Annotated in this window: 17 protein-coding genes; 10 read left to right on the top strand and 7 right to left on the bottom strand. The window is 70.5% G+C overall.

Features of this window, described 5'->3' with window-relative positions; genetic code table 11:
- Positions 1 to 6: 6 nt before the first annotated feature.
- Together AB0G20_RS28325 and AB0G20_RS28320 are read right to left on the bottom strand one after the other, a co-directional pair.
- Complete coding sequence (locus tag AB0G20_RS28325; protein WP_361307116.1) at positions 7 to 1260, bottom strand: sugar ABC transporter substrate-binding protein; 1254 nt, start codon at positions 1258 to 1260, stop codon at positions 7 to 9.
- A 90-nt stretch (positions 1261 to 1350) separates the two neighbouring features.
- Positions 1351 to 2412: a LacI family DNA-binding transcriptional regulator gene (locus AB0G20_RS28320; RefSeq protein ID WP_361307114.1), complete on the bottom strand. Its 1062-nt coding sequence runs from the start codon at positions 2410 to 2412 to the stop codon at positions 1351 to 1353.
- 367 nt (positions 2413 to 2779) lie between these two features.
- Here AB0G20_RS28320 and AB0G20_RS28315 point away from each other — a divergent pair, with 367 nt between their 5' ends.
- A complete protein-coding gene (locus tag AB0G20_RS28315) occupies positions 2780 to 2938 on the top strand; it encodes a hypothetical protein (RefSeq protein WP_361307112.1) in 159 nt (52 codons plus the stop codon).
- Positions 2939 to 2984: 46 nt separating this feature from the next.
- Here AB0G20_RS28315 and AB0G20_RS28310 read toward each other — a convergent pair whose 3' ends face one another.
- Together AB0G20_RS28310 and AB0G20_RS28305 are read right to left on the bottom strand one after the other, a co-directional pair.
- Positions 2985 to 3776 carry a hypothetical protein gene (locus AB0G20_RS28310; protein WP_361307110.1) on the bottom strand — a complete coding sequence of 264 codons (792 nt, stop codon included), beginning with the start codon at positions 3774 to 3776 and terminating at the stop codon, positions 2985 to 2987.
- A complete protein-coding gene (locus AB0G20_RS28305; protein ID WP_361307108.1) occupies positions 3773 to 4408 on the bottom strand; it encodes an ABC transporter ATP-binding protein in 636 nt (211 codons plus the stop codon). The genes AB0G20_RS28310 and AB0G20_RS28305 overlap by 4 nt, the downstream gene beginning before the upstream one ends.
- A gap of 250 nt (positions 4409 to 4658) precedes the next feature.
- Between AB0G20_RS28305 and AB0G20_RS28300 the strand changes: the two genes are divergently transcribed.
- The gene (locus AB0G20_RS28300; RefSeq protein WP_361307106.1) at positions 4659 to 5822 is read left to right on the top strand and encodes an NAD(P)/FAD-dependent oxidoreductase; all 1164 of its coding nucleotides are present in this window, start codon (positions 4659 to 4661) and stop codon (positions 5820 to 5822) included.
- Between the two features lie 318 nt (positions 5823 to 6140).
- The gene (locus AB0G20_RS28295) at positions 6141 to 6413 is read left to right on the top strand and encodes a DUF5302 domain-containing protein (protein ID WP_361307104.1); all 273 of its coding nucleotides are present in this window, start codon (positions 6141 to 6143) and stop codon (positions 6411 to 6413) included.
- 170 nt (positions 6414 to 6583) lie between these two features.
- On the opposite strand, the gene AB0G20_RS28290 is transcribed toward AB0G20_RS28295, so the two are convergent.
- Together AB0G20_RS28290 and AB0G20_RS28285 are read right to left on the bottom strand one after the other, a co-directional pair.
- A complete protein-coding gene (locus AB0G20_RS28290) occupies positions 6584 to 7303 on the bottom strand; it encodes an NAD(P)H-binding protein (protein WP_361307102.1) in 720 nt (239 codons plus the stop codon).
- Positions 7300 to 8262, bottom strand: a complete 963-nt coding sequence (locus tag AB0G20_RS28285; protein WP_361307101.1) for an EamA family transporter — start codon at positions 8260 to 8262, stop codon at positions 7300 to 7302. The genes AB0G20_RS28290 and AB0G20_RS28285 overlap by 4 nt, the downstream gene beginning before the upstream one ends.
- 78 nt (positions 8263 to 8340) lie before the next feature.
- Between AB0G20_RS28285 and AB0G20_RS28280 the strand changes: the two genes are divergently transcribed.
- Positions 8341 to 9231 (top strand): LysR family transcriptional regulator, encoded by an 891-nt coding sequence (locus tag AB0G20_RS28280; RefSeq protein WP_361307458.1) that lies wholly within the window; start codon positions 8341 to 8343, stop codon positions 9229 to 9231.
- Between the two features lie 236 nt (positions 9232 to 9467).
- Here the strand turns inward: AB0G20_RS28280 and AB0G20_RS28275 are convergent, their stop codons facing one another.
- Positions 9468 to 9860: an ester cyclase gene (locus AB0G20_RS28275; RefSeq protein ID WP_361307099.1), complete on the bottom strand. Its 393-nt coding sequence runs from the start codon at positions 9858 to 9860 to the stop codon at positions 9468 to 9470.
- Between the two features lie 126 nt (positions 9861 to 9986).
- Here AB0G20_RS28275 and AB0G20_RS28270 point away from each other — a divergent pair, with 126 nt between their 5' ends.
- The 6 genes from AB0G20_RS28270 (at position 9987) to AB0G20_RS28245 (ending at position 14085) form a co-directional block, all read left to right on the top strand.
- Positions 9987 to 10565: a PadR family transcriptional regulator gene (locus AB0G20_RS28270; RefSeq protein WP_361307097.1), complete on the top strand. Its 579-nt coding sequence runs from the start codon at positions 9987 to 9989 to the stop codon at positions 10563 to 10565.
- Positions 10566 to 10585: 20 nt separating this feature from the next.
- A complete protein-coding gene (locus tag AB0G20_RS28265) occupies positions 10586 to 11569 on the top strand; it encodes an NADPH:quinone reductase (protein WP_361307095.1) in 984 nt (327 codons plus the stop codon).
- A gap of 211 nt (positions 11570 to 11780) precedes the next feature.
- Positions 11781 to 12368 carry a hypothetical protein gene (locus AB0G20_RS28260; protein WP_361307093.1) on the top strand — a complete coding sequence of 196 codons (588 nt, stop codon included), beginning with the start codon at positions 11781 to 11783 and terminating at the stop codon, positions 12366 to 12368.
- Positions 12369 to 12488: 120 nt separating this feature from the next.
- Positions 12489 to 12995 (top strand): hypothetical protein, encoded by a 507-nt coding sequence (locus tag AB0G20_RS28255; protein WP_361307091.1) that lies wholly within the window; start codon positions 12489 to 12491, stop codon positions 12993 to 12995.
- 186 nt (positions 12996 to 13181) lie between these two features.
- Positions 13182 to 13499 (top strand): hypothetical protein, encoded by a 318-nt coding sequence (locus tag AB0G20_RS28250; protein WP_361307089.1) that lies wholly within the window; start codon positions 13182 to 13184, stop codon positions 13497 to 13499.
- A 394-nt stretch (positions 13500 to 13893) separates the two neighbouring features.
- Complete coding sequence (locus AB0G20_RS28245; protein ID WP_361307087.1) at positions 13894 to 14085, top strand: hypothetical protein; 192 nt, start codon at positions 13894 to 13896, stop codon at positions 14083 to 14085.
- The last annotated feature ends 289 nt before the right edge of the window (positions 14086 to 14374 follow it).

The following is a 14374-nucleotide window of genomic DNA, read 5'->3' as shown; positions in this document are numbered from 1 at the left end:
GGTTCCTCACTTCCCTGCCGAGGCCTGCTGCTGGGCCCGGTGCAGGGCCTGTTCGGGACTGGTCCGGCCCGTCAGCACGGACTGGAAGGCGCCCGCGAGCGCGTCGCCGACGACCGGCCAGCCGGTGCCGACCTTCGCGGTACGGGAGCGGGCGGTCGTGACGAGCTCGGCGAAGGCGGCGAGCTTCGGGTTCTGCTTCGCGTACGCCTGTGCGGCCGTGGCGCGGGTGGGCACGTTGTTGACCGACTCGCCCCACTGGAGCTGGTTCTTCTCGGAGTTGAGGCAGTTCAGTACCTTGCCGGCGTTCTTCTCGCGGGCCGGGGCCTCGTCGTTCTTCGGTACGGCCATGACGGTGCCGCCGATGGGCGGCACCGCCGGCTTGCCCGCCTCGGGCACCGGAATGCTCGCGACCGCCCAGTCCACGTTCTTCTGGGCACTGAGGACCGGCACCTGCCACGGCCCGTTGATCATCATCGCGGCGCGGCCCGCGACGAACTGGTCGTTGACGTCCTGCTGGTTCCAGTTGACGACGGACTTGGAGGCGGAGCCGTCCGCGACCAGGTCCTTCCAGAGCTGGAGCGCGGCCTCGCCCCTGCCGTTGTCGATCCTGGTCTCGTCGCCACCGGCGGACCAGAAGAACGGAAGGAACTGGTAGACGCCGTCCGCGTTCGGGCTCGCGCTGAAGGCCATCCCGTACGTGTCGCCCGCGGTCAGCTTCTTCGCGGCGGCCCGCAGCTCCTTCCAGGTGGTGGGCACGGCGATGCCCGCGTCCTTGAGGAGCTTGGTGTTGTAGATCAGCGCGAGGGAGTTGACGGAACGGGCGACGCCGTACTGGGTGCCGTCGTACGAGCCGAGGGACTTCGCGCTCGCGGAGAGGCCGGAGGTGTCGACCCCGACCTCGTCGAGCGGCCGCAGGCCCTCGGTCTGCGCGAACTGGGGCAGCTCCGAGCCGTCGAGCTCCAGGATGTCGGTGAGCGAGCCGGACGACGCCATCCGGAGCGCCTTGGAGGCGATCTGGTCGGCGGGCACGCTGATCTGCTCGACCTTCAGGCCGAGCGGCTTGCTGCAGCGGTCGAAGAACCGCTGGTTGGCGGTGTGCTCGGCGGTGTCGGTCGCCGAGTTGAGCACGGTGACGGTGCCCGGGTCGGGCTCCGCGGCACAGCCGGTCAGCCCTGGCGCGACGAGGGCACAGGCAAGGCCGGCGGCGAGCGCGGGAACGCGTCCACGTCTTGTTCTGATGCGTCCTGCTATGAACAGCAAGATCGATCCTCCGTTACAGGTGCGGCTCTGGACATGAGGTTGTCCGGCGCTGGGGCGTCGCCGGCCGTGCCGTACGGGCGGTCCGAGTGGTCAGCCGGGCGACGGCGGGGCGACCACGGGCCCGGCCATCCGCGGCTGGATCAGGTGGTGCGGCGCGTCGGAGGGCATGTCCGAGGCAGGTGCCTCGACGGGCTCCGGAGAGGACGGTGGCCGGTCGTCGCGGCCGGAGCCGATCGCGTCGATGGCGAGCCTGGCCACGGCGGTGGACATCTCCGCCACGGGCAGGTCGATCCTCGGCAGATGCCGGATGCCCAGTTCGTCCGGGAGGCTGCCGACGAGCACGACGGTCAGGTCGTGGGGGACCCGCAACCCGGCCGCCGCCACCGCGTCCAGCAGGCGGGGGAGGAGGATCAGGTGCTGGACGACCAACGCGGTCGGGGCGGGCCGCGCGGTCAGCGCCTCGCTCAGCCGCCGCACCAGGACGTCCGGGTCGCGGTGGGACGGGAGCACGCGGACATCGGCCCCGGTCTCGACAGCCGCTCGCCGGGCACCGTCGAGGCCGTGCAGGGCATAGCCGCGGCGTGCGGCGACCTCGTGCTCGGCCGACGAGAGGAAGAGGATCCGCCGGTGCCCGGCCGTGGCGGTCTCGCGCACGGCGAGGGCGACAGCGGCCTCCCAGTCGAGGTCGGTCCAGGGCAGCGCCGCGTGATCGTCGTGACCGAGCAGCGCCCCGGGGAAGCCCAGTTCGCGCAGGACCTCGACACGGGGGTCGCGGTCCTCGACCGCCATCAGCACCGCGGCGTCCGCGAGCCTGCTGCGGGCCACCCGGCGCAGCCCACCGACGCCGTCGCTGTCCGTCATCAGCAGCACGTCGTACCCGTGCACGCGGGCGGCATCGGTGACGTCGATCGCGAACCGCCCGTCGATCGCCCGGTACGCCCCGGGCACGCGCGGCGCGGCCAGCGCGAGCACCCGGGTCCGTGCGCTGCGCAGCGTACGGGCACTCGCGCGCGGGTGGTATCCGAGCTCGTCGATCGCGGCCTGCACCGCGCGCCGGGTGTCCTCGGAGATCTTGCGCGACCCGCTCAGGACGTACGACACGGTGCTCGGCGCGACGCCTGCCCGCTCGGCGACGTCCTTGATCGTGGTCATCTCCACCTCCACCCGGCCCGTCTCGGGGCCCGTCGGCTTCGTCGAATCAATCGAATCGATTCGATAAACGGGGTGACCTTAAGCACGGCGGGTCGGGAAGGGCAATACCTTGAGCGATACATCCGGCCAGTAGGGATCAATGACCGGTCAGGATCCTGAGGTCCCGAGGGCCAGGACTCGGCGGCCCTTGCCGCGGGCGAGGGGGCGCGGTGGCCTGCGGAGGAGCAGGGCGTGCAAGGCACCGCGGGCCCGCCGCGCCCGGGCCCGCAGGGGCGACTGCCAGGGGCCCGCCGTGCGCGTGCCGCCATTCGGCCCCATCCTGAAAGCCGGGCCACGAAGCCCACAGACCGACCTGCCGGGAGGTTCTGTGATCCTGCTCGCCCTGCTTCTACCGGTTGTGATGATGGCCTTCCTCTTCGCCGCAGACGCCCTTGAGGACCTCTTCTTCCCTCGTCCAGCAGCCCCGGACGAAGTCGCCCCTGAGAGCGACAGCACCGGATCACCGCGCCCCGACGGCGCGATCTGATGGTGCTCGTCGTGTCGGACGGGTAGGAGGACCGTCCCCGCCGCGTTCACCCGGCCCGGACACGCGTCTTGTCGAACCACGGGGAGCGGGAAGGGCGGTGGGTGTGGAGGACGAGCAGTGCCAGGGCGCCGGTCGCCGCGGACCAGGTGAGGGAGAGCAGGCCGTGGGACCAGGGGATCTGCGAGGCGAGGGCTGAGCTCAGCGCCAGCTGGGTCACGCCATACAGAGGAAGCGCGGACACGCCCGCCACATCCATGAGTGTGTTGAAGACGGGATTCTGCAGGCCGGTGTCGACCAGGCTGAGCATGATGATGAGGAAGAAACCCTCCAGCTCGCCGCGGACCAGGGAGCCGAGCAGAAGGCCGATGCCGCCGTAGGCGAGGCCGGCGCCTGCGAGGGCCAGTGCCAGGGCGCCCGCATGGTGTACGGGCATGGAGATCCACAGCAGGATCGTGGTGTAGGAGGCCAGCAGGGCGGCGGTGAGGGCGACGGCGGCAAGTTTGGCCAGCAGCATCGGCAGCCGGGGGTAGCCGGCCAGCAGCAGACGGCGGTCCATCTGCCGGGACTGGAAGGTCTCCGTGAAAGTGATGAAGCCGGCGACCAGCGTGATGGCGCCCAGCGCGCTGGCCACCTGGCCCACCTGGCTGGCCCGGGCGGAGACGGGGGCGCTGATGGAGTCCAGCCAGATGCGCACCACCTTGTCGGACGTGCACAGGCGTGCCACGGCGATCCATACCGGGATGAACGCGACCGCCAGAACCAAGGCCAGCCGGTTGCGCAGGTGGCCCAGCAGAGTGCAGCGCAGCAGCTCGGTGAATGCCGTCCAGGACAGCCTCAACGGTTGGTCTCCTCGAAGTGCAGACGCCCTTGGCGCAGTTGAGCGATCGCGTCGAAGTGGTGCAGGTCGTGCAGCAGGTGCGAAACCACGATGATCGACCGGCCCTGATCACGCAGATCGGCGGCCAGGGTCCAGAACCGCTGATGGGTGTCCCAGTCGAAGCCCTGGTAGGGCTCGTCCAAGACCAGCAGCTGCGGATCGTGCATGAGAGCGATCAGCAGGTTCAGCTTCTGCTGCGTTCCGCCGCTGAGTTCGCCGGCCCGCTGCCGCGGGCAGCCGGTGAGTGCCAGCAACTCCATCAGCTCGTCGGCGCGCTCCAGCGTCGGCAGCCGGTAGGCCATTTGGAACAACCGCAGATGCTGTCCGATGGTGAACGCATCGTTCAGCACCGCCCGCTGCGGGCAGTACCCCACTGTCCCGGTCCGCGTCACTGTTCCGCGATCGGGCGCGAGTTGCCCCACGGCGATCCGCAGCAGAGTGCTCTTGCCCGCCCCGTTCTCGCCGACGACTCCCACCAGCGTCCCGGCGGGCACATCGAGGTCGACGTCCCGCAGGACCTGCCTGCCGCCGTACTCCTTGCAGACTCCGCGGATCCGCAGCCGTGGCCGGTGGCGCGTCGTGACCGCCTGCACATGAGCCCCTCGAAAGATCGGACAGGTGTAGCGAGCCGGCCCGGACGTCAAGCCCTCCACGAGGCCGGGACCCTGAAGACTCATGTCCCCTGCTCCGTCCGGCTGTTGCCCGCTCGCTGCCCGGTATCAACGAGTCCGTGCCGCCGGTGTTACGGCAGCGACCGCTGTTCCGGCGCACCGTCGGCATCGCCGCTCCACGGGCAGCGTGCCTCCGCGTGACGTGAACCGCGGTCTGCCGTTGTAGGAGGCGATGCCCCCCACACCACAACGAGACTTCAGCGCTCCCACGATCGTGATCGGAGCCGGTCCCCACGGACTGGCGGTCGCCGCGCTACTGCGCCGCTCCGGCGTTCCGACCGTGATTCTGGAACGGTCGGACCGAGTAGGAGCGAGCTGGGCACAGCGCTATGACCATCTGAGACTGCACACCACCCCCAGTGCCTCGAAACTCCCCGGCCTGTCGGTGCCGCGCCAGGCGGGCCCGTGGGTGAGCCGGGACGACTATGTGCGGTATCTGGAGCGTTACGTCGCCCATCACCGACTCGACGTCCGGGTGACCACCCCGGTGCAGCGCGTCGAACGGGCCGAGCCGGGTTCGGGAGCACAGTGGCTGGTCCACACCCCCGACGGCCCAGTGCCCGCTGGTGCGGTCGTGGTGGCCACCGGCCGCTGCCATACCCCGAACATCCCCCACTGGCCCGGGCGTTCGACCTTCACCGGCACGTTGCTGCACTCGGCCCACTACCGCTCTCCGGCCCCCTACCGCGGGCAGCACGTCCTGGTGGTCGGCGCCGGCAACAGCGGTACCGAAATCGCCAGCGTCCTGGCCGGGGCCGGAGCCGAACGGATACGGATCGCAGTCCGTACCCCACCCAATATCCTGCCCCGCTCCAGCGCCCGATGGCATGCCGTCGGCCGGCTGACGGAGGCCCTCCCGCTCACGTGGCGCGACAGCACCTCCCTGCTCACGCAACGTCTCGCGGTGCCCGACCTGACCTCACGGGGACTGCCGCGGCCACGCACGGGCCTGTACACGCGCAATGTCCGAGAGGGGGTCAACCCGGTGCTCGACCACGGCTTCGTGGACGCCGTCCGGTCCGGGCGGGTGGAGCCGGTCGCCGCCGTCGAGGCGTTCGACGGCCCCGACGTGCTGCTGGCCGACGGCACCCGACTGCGACCCGACACGGTCATCGCCGCCACCGGGTACCGGCCCAACCTGCACGGCCTGGTCGGGTCCCTGGGCGTTCTCGACGAGGCCGGGCAACCCCTCGCCGTAGGGGCACAGACCCATCCCGAAGCCGCGCGTCTTTACTTCGCCGGATACACCAATCCCCTCACAGGAGTCCTTCGCCAGGCCGGCGTAGAGGCACGCGCCATCGCCCACGCGCTACGGCGCGACACGGGGAACTGCTAGTCGGGATGACCAGTGAGTAGCTGGCCGAGCGCGAGGCTGTCGTGGGCCGCGGATGCGTCGGCTGAGGCCGTGGAGCCTGCGAACCCGGGTGGGCGCCCATGTCGACGAGCGGCAGCCACCGCGTGGGGTGCCGCCACAAACGGCAGGCGTCCCTGAGGCTGCGCAAGCTTGCCCTTCGAAGGCCGCGTGGGGGGTGCTTGCCCCCCCGGCTCGCTTGCGGCCTGCGCGATGGCTACGAGAGACGGCGGCCGACGGCGCCTCATGCGGTGCCTGGCATGACAAGCTGTGCTCTCCAGCACCCGAGCCCAGGAGGTCACCATGACCGCAGAGTCTCCGTCACAAGAAGGTTCGGAGTCGGCTGACGTCGAGAGCCCCGCAGCGGAGTCGGCTGATGCCGAGAGCCCTGCCCTCTCGCCCGACGACAACGGCCAGTACGACCTGAAGCGCAAGTTTCGGGAGGCCCTGGCGCGCAAGCGCGGTATGCAGGCGGACGCCGCCGACCTCGCTGCGAACACCGGCACGTCAAAGGTCCGCGGCGCCCATGGCCCGGCTGCGAACCAGCGGTCGTTCCGACGCAAGAGCGGCGGCTGAGTCCAAAACGGCCGTTAGATGAGACTCAGCAGGACACGGCCCGGCAGCGCATGCCGATGAGTTGGGCCGGGTCCTGCTCGGCCTCGGGCAGGGTTGTAGACGCGGACGCCGCATGCCGTGGCTTGCTCCCGTAACAGGGCGCGGTCCGGGCGGGCTGCCAGACCAGTGGCTCAAGCGGGTCCCGGGGGGTCTGCGTCGTGGTGGACGACCGTGATGTGCTGCTCGACTCCCGGGTTCTCCAGTTCGTCGACCGCGGCGACGGACAGGTCTTCGGCACTGATCCACGACCGGCCGCCGGCGGTGGTGAGCAAGGTGTCGGTCCCGCGGCGGTAGCGGCCGGTGCGTTCACCGGGTTCGAGCAGGGCCGGCGGGCTCAGATACACCCAGTCCGCGTCGGCGTGGGCCTGACAGGCCCGCAGCTGGGCGATCCCGGCGGCGGCGACGGTCCGGTACTCGGCGGGCACATATGTGGGGTTGTCGGCGACCAGCACACCCCGGTCGCCGGGGCTGCGCAGGGCACCGGCGCCACCGACCACGAGAACGCGCAGCCCGCGCCGGGCGGCGATGTCCAGCACGGCACGGGTCGCGCCGACCAGGAACTCCTCGTCGGCCGGAAACGTCCGGACGGCCACCACGACGGCGTCCGGAGCGGCGCCGTGAGCAGCCGCGTCGGCAAACGCCTCGTGCAGCGCGTGCGGGTCGTTCGCATCGACCGCGAGCGGCATCACGTTCGGCCCCTCGCTCGCGGGCTTTCGGGACATGGCGAGCACTCGGTGCCCTCGCGCACCAGCCTCGTCGATCACCCGGCTGCCCACCATGCCGGTTGCACCGAGCACCGCGATCGTCTTGAGGGTCGTCATCGAACCGGTCTCCTTCGAGGCTGTCGTCATCGGATCGGCTCCCGACGGAAGTGGTCTCGCGCGGGCCTGCCGCGCACCAGTCGGCCGCGCATGCTCCTGGGGGTGAACTGGGCGGCCAGCAAGGCGGCCAGGGCGAGAAGGAAGCCGATGGTCTGCGGCAGGCTCAGCGACTCGCCCAGCCCGATCCCGATGCCGGCCGCGACCAGTGGAGACAGCAGTACCAGCGGTGCGGACGCGCCGACCGCCAGCTTCCCGATCCCGCGGAACCACAGCGTGTGCGCGATGAGCCCGCCCACGCTGCCGAGCCACAGGTACCCGCCGACGGCTCCGGCGTCGATCCGCTGCGGCACCCCCTCGACCGCGAGGCAGAGCGGGAGCAACAGCAGGCCACCGGCCGTCAGTTGCCAGCCCGCCAGGGTCAGTGCACCGGTTCCGGGGGGTCGGCCCCAGCGTTTCATGAGAGTGATCCCGCCGGCCATGGCGGCCGTACCACCGAGGCCGGCGAGCACCCCCACGGCATCCAGCCGGGCGTTCGGCCCGAGTACGACGAGCCCCACGCCCACAACGCCGATCACTCCCCAGAACCATCGCCAGGCCGAAGGCCGGTCGTGGAGCACCGCGATGGCCAGCCCGGCGACCAGCATCGGCTGGGTAGCGCCGAGGGTTGCGGCGACGCCTCCCGGGAGTCGTTCTGCCGCCACGAACAACAGGGGGTACAGGGCACCGATGTTGAGCACGCCCAGAACGGCGGCCTTCCACCACCAGTCCCCGCGAGGGAGCACGCGCGTGATCGCCAGCCCGGCCAGTCCGGCGGGCAGGGCACGCATCAGCCCCGAGAACAACGGATGCCCGGCCGGTAACAGTTCGGTGGTCACGGCGTACGTGGTGCCCCAGGACACGGGGGCGAGCGCCGTCAGGGCGACGGTGGTCGCCTGCTGGGTGTATGAGGTACGTGACGAGTCGGGTGAATGCCCGGTCGATCTCTGCATATGAGGAAGTCTCAGTCGGACCCGTCATGAATCCAACGCATGCTTGTCATGGCACCTATGAAGCAGAACGATGGTTCGGTGGATCTCCAGCAGATGCGATACGTGGTCGCCCTCGCCGAAACCCGCAATTTCACCCGCGCCGCGGAGCGCTGCTCCGTGGTGCAGTCGTCGCTGAGTCACCGGATCGCCGGTCTGGAACGGGAGCTCGGGGTCAAGCTGTTCGCCCGGTCCAGCCGCCGCGTCGAGCTGACCAGTGCCGGAGTCGCCTTCGTCGCAGCCGCAGGCGAGTGCCTGGCCGCCGCCGACCGCGCGGTCGCCGACGCCGCTGCCGCGACCGGCGTGGTACGCGGCCGGCTCGCCGTCGGCGTGATCGTGACCACCGCCGCCGTCGACGTACCCGAGCTGCTCCAGCGGTACCGGGCCGGGCACCCGGACGTCCGCGTCTCCCTCCGTTCCGGACGCAGCGATGAACTGGCCGCGGCCATCCGCGACGGCGACCTGGATATCGCCTTCCTCGGTTTGCCGGAAGGCGAACTGCCCTCCGGGGTGGAGACGCTGGTCCTCGATCACGACCGGCACGTATTGGTGGTGCCGACCGGTCACCGGCTCGCGGGCGCGTCCCGGGTCACGTTGTCGGACATAGCCGAGGAGACGTTCGTGGACTTCGTGGCCGGGACACCGGCCCGGGCCCAGTCCGACCGGGCGTTCACCGCCGCCGGCCTGGTCCGTGACGTCGCGTACGAGGCCGGTGTCGTCGAGCTGATGACTCAGCTCATCGCTCGCGGGCTCGGCATCGCGCTGATGCCGTCGGCGTTCATCCGCCCTATGGCCGCCCGGGCCCCGGAACTGGCGCTGGTCCCGGTGGTCGACGGCCCGCGTCGAATCGAGTGCCTGGCGTGGAGCCGATTCAACCCCACCCCGGCGACCCGAGCCATGCTCGGCGTACTCGGGGTCAGAACACCGGCATGACGCAGGCCGGCGAATGGCCGGAGGCCGCCGATCCCGCAGCACGTCGGACACTGGTGGAGTGTCGGTATTCGAGGGCTGCAGTGCGCCCGATCAAGAAGAAGACCGACCTCCTGGGGTGAGCCCTCGCTGGCGCCCGCACCCCGGCGCGGGCCTTCGCCCTCTGACACCGCGCCGTACGGCCCCCTCCCGGCAGCGGCAATCCCGCGCGGCAGAAGGCCCACCCGGTGCTACGAGGTTCACGGCGCCGGTACGGCACCGATCTGCTGCATCACCCCGAGGAGATCGGGCTGGCCCCGTTCGCCGACAATCCGGCCGCCGGCCAGATAGTAGAAGTTCATGGCCTGCACCGAGATCTTGTTGCCGCTCGCCGGGATCCCGAAGAAATCACCGTCGTGGGTTCCCCGCATGGTGAACCGCGCGGCCACTGTCTCGCCTTCGGTGACCGTCTCCTCCAGCGTCCACTCCACATCCGAGAAGCCGCCGCGCATCATCCCGAGGACTTCCAAGTACCCATCGGGCCCCCGCAGCGGTTCCGGATGACTGGGCGCGTGGAACACCGCGCCCGGAGAAATGACCTCGCGGGCGAGATCCTCGTTGCCCGTGTTGATGAACTCGACGAAACGGTTCATCACTGACTCGGTGGACTGCGACGGCATCTTGCTGTGCCTCTCCAGAGATGTTTGTGCGGGTACCTGCGAGCGTAACATCGAATCGATGTTCACATCGATTCGATGTTCGCGTGCGAAGATGGACTCATGCTGGAACTCGCGATACTCGGCTTCCTCGCCGAGGCCCTCTTGCCCGGACACGAGCTGCGCCGCCGCGTCTCACAGCTGACCGGCTACACGCGGCCGGTCAGTGACGGCAGCCTGTATCCGGCGATCAATCGCCTGACCAGGGCGGGCTTGATCGAGCGGCGCGCCGACCCAGCCGCGGGGGCGGCCCGGTACGTGCTCAGCCTGACCGCGGCCGGACGGGCCGACATGCTTCAGCGCCTGCGCAAGCCTGCAGACCACGAGATCACCGACTTCACCCGGTTCTACGTCGTCCTGGCCTTCCTCTCCCACCTGCCCGACGTGGCCGAACAGCACGCGGTGCTGCGCAGACGGCTGGAGTTCCTGGAAGAGCCGGCGAGCTTCTTCTACGACAACGAGCGGCCCCTGCGTGCCGAGGAGATCGCCGACCCCTACCGGCGGGGCATGCTGCTCACCGCCCGCGCCACCAGCCGCGCCGAACGGACCTGGCTGCGCGAGACCCTCGGGGAGAAGCCGCCCGCATTCGACACCGCATGCACCGACAGCGATCCGCATGCGCCCGCCGCTCCCGCGAGCTGACTGCCCACGGAGGTACCCCCATGCTTGCTTCCTGGTACGACGCCCAGGGGCCCGCCGCCGATGTCCTGCGCGTCGGTGAACTCCCTGATCCCGTCCCCGGCCCCGGCGAGGTCCGCGTCCGCGTCACCGTCTCGGGCGTCAACCCCGGCGACACCAAGAAACGGCGCGGCTGGCTCGGCTCGTCCATGCCCTATCCGCGGGTGATCCCGCACAGCGACGCCGCCGGAGTCATCGACGCCGTGGGCGCCCAAGTCGACGCCCACCGCGTCGGACAACGGGTCTGGGTATACGGCGCCCAGTCCTACCGCCCCTTCGGCACTGCCGCCCAGTACACCGTCGTACCCGACCACCAGGCCGCACTCCTGCCCGACCCCCTCAGTGACGAGTTGGGGGCGAGCCTCGGCATCCCCGGCATCACCGCCCACCGCACCGTCTTCGCCGACGGCCCGGTCGACGGCCAACTGGTCCTGGTCCACGGAGTCCTCGGCGGCGTCGGCTCCCTGGCCGCCCAGCTCGCCCACTGGGCCGGCGCCACCGTGATCGCCACCGTCCGCCGCGCCGCGGACCTCGACCGCGTCGACCCGGCCGTCGTCTCCCACGCCGTCGCCCTGGACACCGGCGACCCCGCCGCGGCCATTCGCTCGTACGCGCCACGGGGCGTCGACCGGATCATCGAGGTCGCGCTGTCCGACAACGCCGATCTCGACAACGCCGTCGCCGCCAACAACGCCGTCATCGCCGCCTACGCCACCCGCACGGACCGCACCGAGATCCCCTTCTGGCCTCTGCTGTTCAACAACGTCACCCTGCGGCTGCTCGGCAGCGACGACTTCCCCGCCGAGGCCAAACGCCAGGCCGCCCGCGACCTCACCTCCGCCGCCGCCGTCGGCGCCCTCACCGTCGCCATCGGCGACCGTCACCCGCTGGACGACATCGCCAAGGCCCACGACCACGTCGACGCCGGCGGTGGCCACGGCCGAATCCTGCTCACCATCCCCCGATAGCGCAGACTCGGAACACTTAGACGGCGCCTCTGATCAGCGGGAACGTCCGAGGCGGGGCTCTACGAACTGTTGCAGCCAATGCAATTCATCCTGTTTCGGGTATTCCTCCATCCCGGACTTCGGGGCCCGGACGCAGTGTGACGCCACCCGCCCCCTCGCGGTGGCGCAGGGCGCCTACGGTGAGCTGCGGGTCGGCGGATAGCGTGCGGGCATGGCGATGACGGGGAAGCGACGGGTCCTGTACCGGCAGGGCAGCGGATTCTGGCGGATGACGGCGAAGTGGGTTCTGGTCTTCGGGGCCCTGTACCTGCTGGACGGCGGGCTGCTCCGGTCGTGGGGCGACGCTCTGGTCTGGCCGATGATCGGGATCCTGCTGTGGGTGCCGTTCGGGATCGGCGTCGTCTGGTACCCGAAGAAGGACCAACGCGTCGAGCTGACGGGGCGTGAACTGCGGGTGCGGCGCAAGCGGCTGCCGATGGAGGAGGTGAACCTGCTGCACGTGGCGCGGCTGTGGCTGGAGGGGCGGTCAACCGCGGACGACCAGCCGGTGCTGGAATGGACACGATTCGACCGGGTGGTGTGGGTGCCGCTGCGGGACGGCCGAGCGTTCGGCGTGGAGTTCCGCGACCCGGCCGCGTTCGCCAAGGTTTTCGGCGCCTTCGCTGTCGAGGCGTGCGGCGGGCCCGATGTCGTCCGCGCGAGGGCCGCAGCGGAGACCTACCCGGAGCCGCGCCCGATGCGGCCCCGCCCCGCCGCCGACGCAGGCTCCGGGCTGGATTTCCTGGACATCTTCAACTGACAGCCTGAAACTCCGGCAAGGGGCGGCCCTCGGCCATCTGTGGTCAGTCAGCCGGGAGGCTTCCAGCCGGCGCATGATCGCGCCGTCCTCACAGCGACCTGAGCGCGGAGGCCGATGTAGATGTCTGACCTGGACTTCTACGCCCATGTCGCCACGCGCGGCGACGTGTTGGGCGTGGGCATCGGCGTGCAGCTCGCCGAGTGGGAGACCGAGCTCGGCGCCGACTGCCTCGACACCGAGGACGGGAGCCTGCTGCGCCGGGACTACGGGCTCGTGGAGCTGTCGTTCCAGGAGGACGGCGGCGCCTGGTCCTGCTTTGGGGTGAGCGTGCAGGTGCACCGTATGCGGTGGGACACCGAGTCGTCCGTACCGGCGGCCCTGCGCGGCGCGTACGGCGAATTCGCTTCCTCGACGCGCTTCGAGAGCCTGGCCGCCGCGATCGCCGGGCTCGGCTGCTCGGTCGAAGCCGAACCGGACGAGGACGGTAGGGCCGGGGCCATTCACCGCTACAGGGTGCCCGAGTCCGGCGTGAGGATCTTCGTCCGCGCGGACGAGGACGCCCAGGGGCAGGCGGGTGAGGTCCGGAGCCTCAGCGTGTCTCCCGCGTGGTGGCACGGGGCGGGCTGATCAGGTCCTCGGGGCTGGCCGTTCCAGTGAGTCGTCGAGGCTGGCGGCGGGGCCCGCTGTTCACCTGGGTCGTGTCGCACGCGGCACCTGACCTCCCGGTTCAGAAGGGCAACCACAGTCGTCGGCGTCAGGAGTATCCGTTGGCATGATCTCCGTTCTTGCGGGCAGGCGGCTTAGGTGCCGTGTGTGCCTGCTGAGCTCGTCTCGCAGGTGAGGTCTGCCCTGGCACAGGCCGGCTTCCAGGTGGAGGGCGACACGGACAGCGGCGTCCCAGGTCTGCGTGTGATCGAGTTTTCCGCGGGCGCTTTGGTCCGCTGGACGGCCTCGGACGGGTTCACCTCGCTGGCTCGTGGCCACGCCGGACGTGCCGGGGGCGACGACAGCATGAAGGTGCTCGTGCAGGCTGCAGTAACAGGGCTGCTGGTCCAGCTCGGACACACTGTCACCGAAGCTTCGGATGACGGCGACTTGGTGGTCCTTGCCGACATAATCGCGTCGGACTGATGCGTGAAGCGGCAGATGTCGACCCCTTGACGCTGCTCTGAGAAGGCCCGGGCGGCGGTCAGCCGGGGACATCCACCGTAAGTGGTGCAGAGCGCAGGAGCCGTGCTTCCGTCTTCTCGGGACCATGACCTCCAGCCCCGGACCATGCCGCCGCGCCGTCCGCCGGTTGCTCCGACGATCGGTCGCCAGCATGGACATGGCGACCACCAGGCGAGTGGTGAAGACTGGATGGATGTCTCATGACCTCGGCGGACTCCTGTTCGTAGCGCTCGGTCTCCTACTTGTCGCCGCCGGCTACCTCTGGAGGGGACGTGTCCTGCGGCCTCTCTCGGTGAAACGGGCCCAGGCGGCCGTGACCCGGGACCGTTCCAGAAACCTGTTGCGCTCTGCGGACATGGCGATCGCCGAAGCGCGCCGCCGGGCCGCACGCGGCGAACCGGCCATCGTCACGGTCGGAGACGTGACCAGGGTGGCGTGCCGGCACTACGGGCACCTGGTGGAGCGCGAAGAGGCAGCTGCCGCCCTCCGCCGGCGCTTTGAGGCCGCCGACTGCCGGGTGGACTGCATGACCGACGCTTTCGACTGACTTGCTCCTCGACGGCCACCACAACCTGCAGGCCCACCTCCGCGCGGCCCGGGCGAACGGCGTCTCGACCAGCGCCGGCGATCACACCGGTGCTTCCAGCCGTCCTCAGCCCCGCACCGAGCCTCTTGGCGCCGGGTCGCGATGGGCAGGCGCCTGCCACGAGCCTCAACGCTGCGCCCGCCGCCGACTGCCTCCCGGCAGGGGCGCCCGCCGCGCACCAGCGGACTGTTTCCCGAGGCGCACCGATGGGTGCCGGCCGCCCTGGTCCCGTACCCGCGCGCGGGTTTCA

This window comes from Streptomyces sp. NPDC024017, assembly GCF_040638895.1.
Lineage (GTDB): Bacteria > Actinomycetota > Actinomycetes > Streptomycetales > Streptomycetaceae > Streptomyces.
Note: the sequence above shows the minus strand (reverse complement) of the source record. Positions and strands in the feature narration are given on the sequence as shown.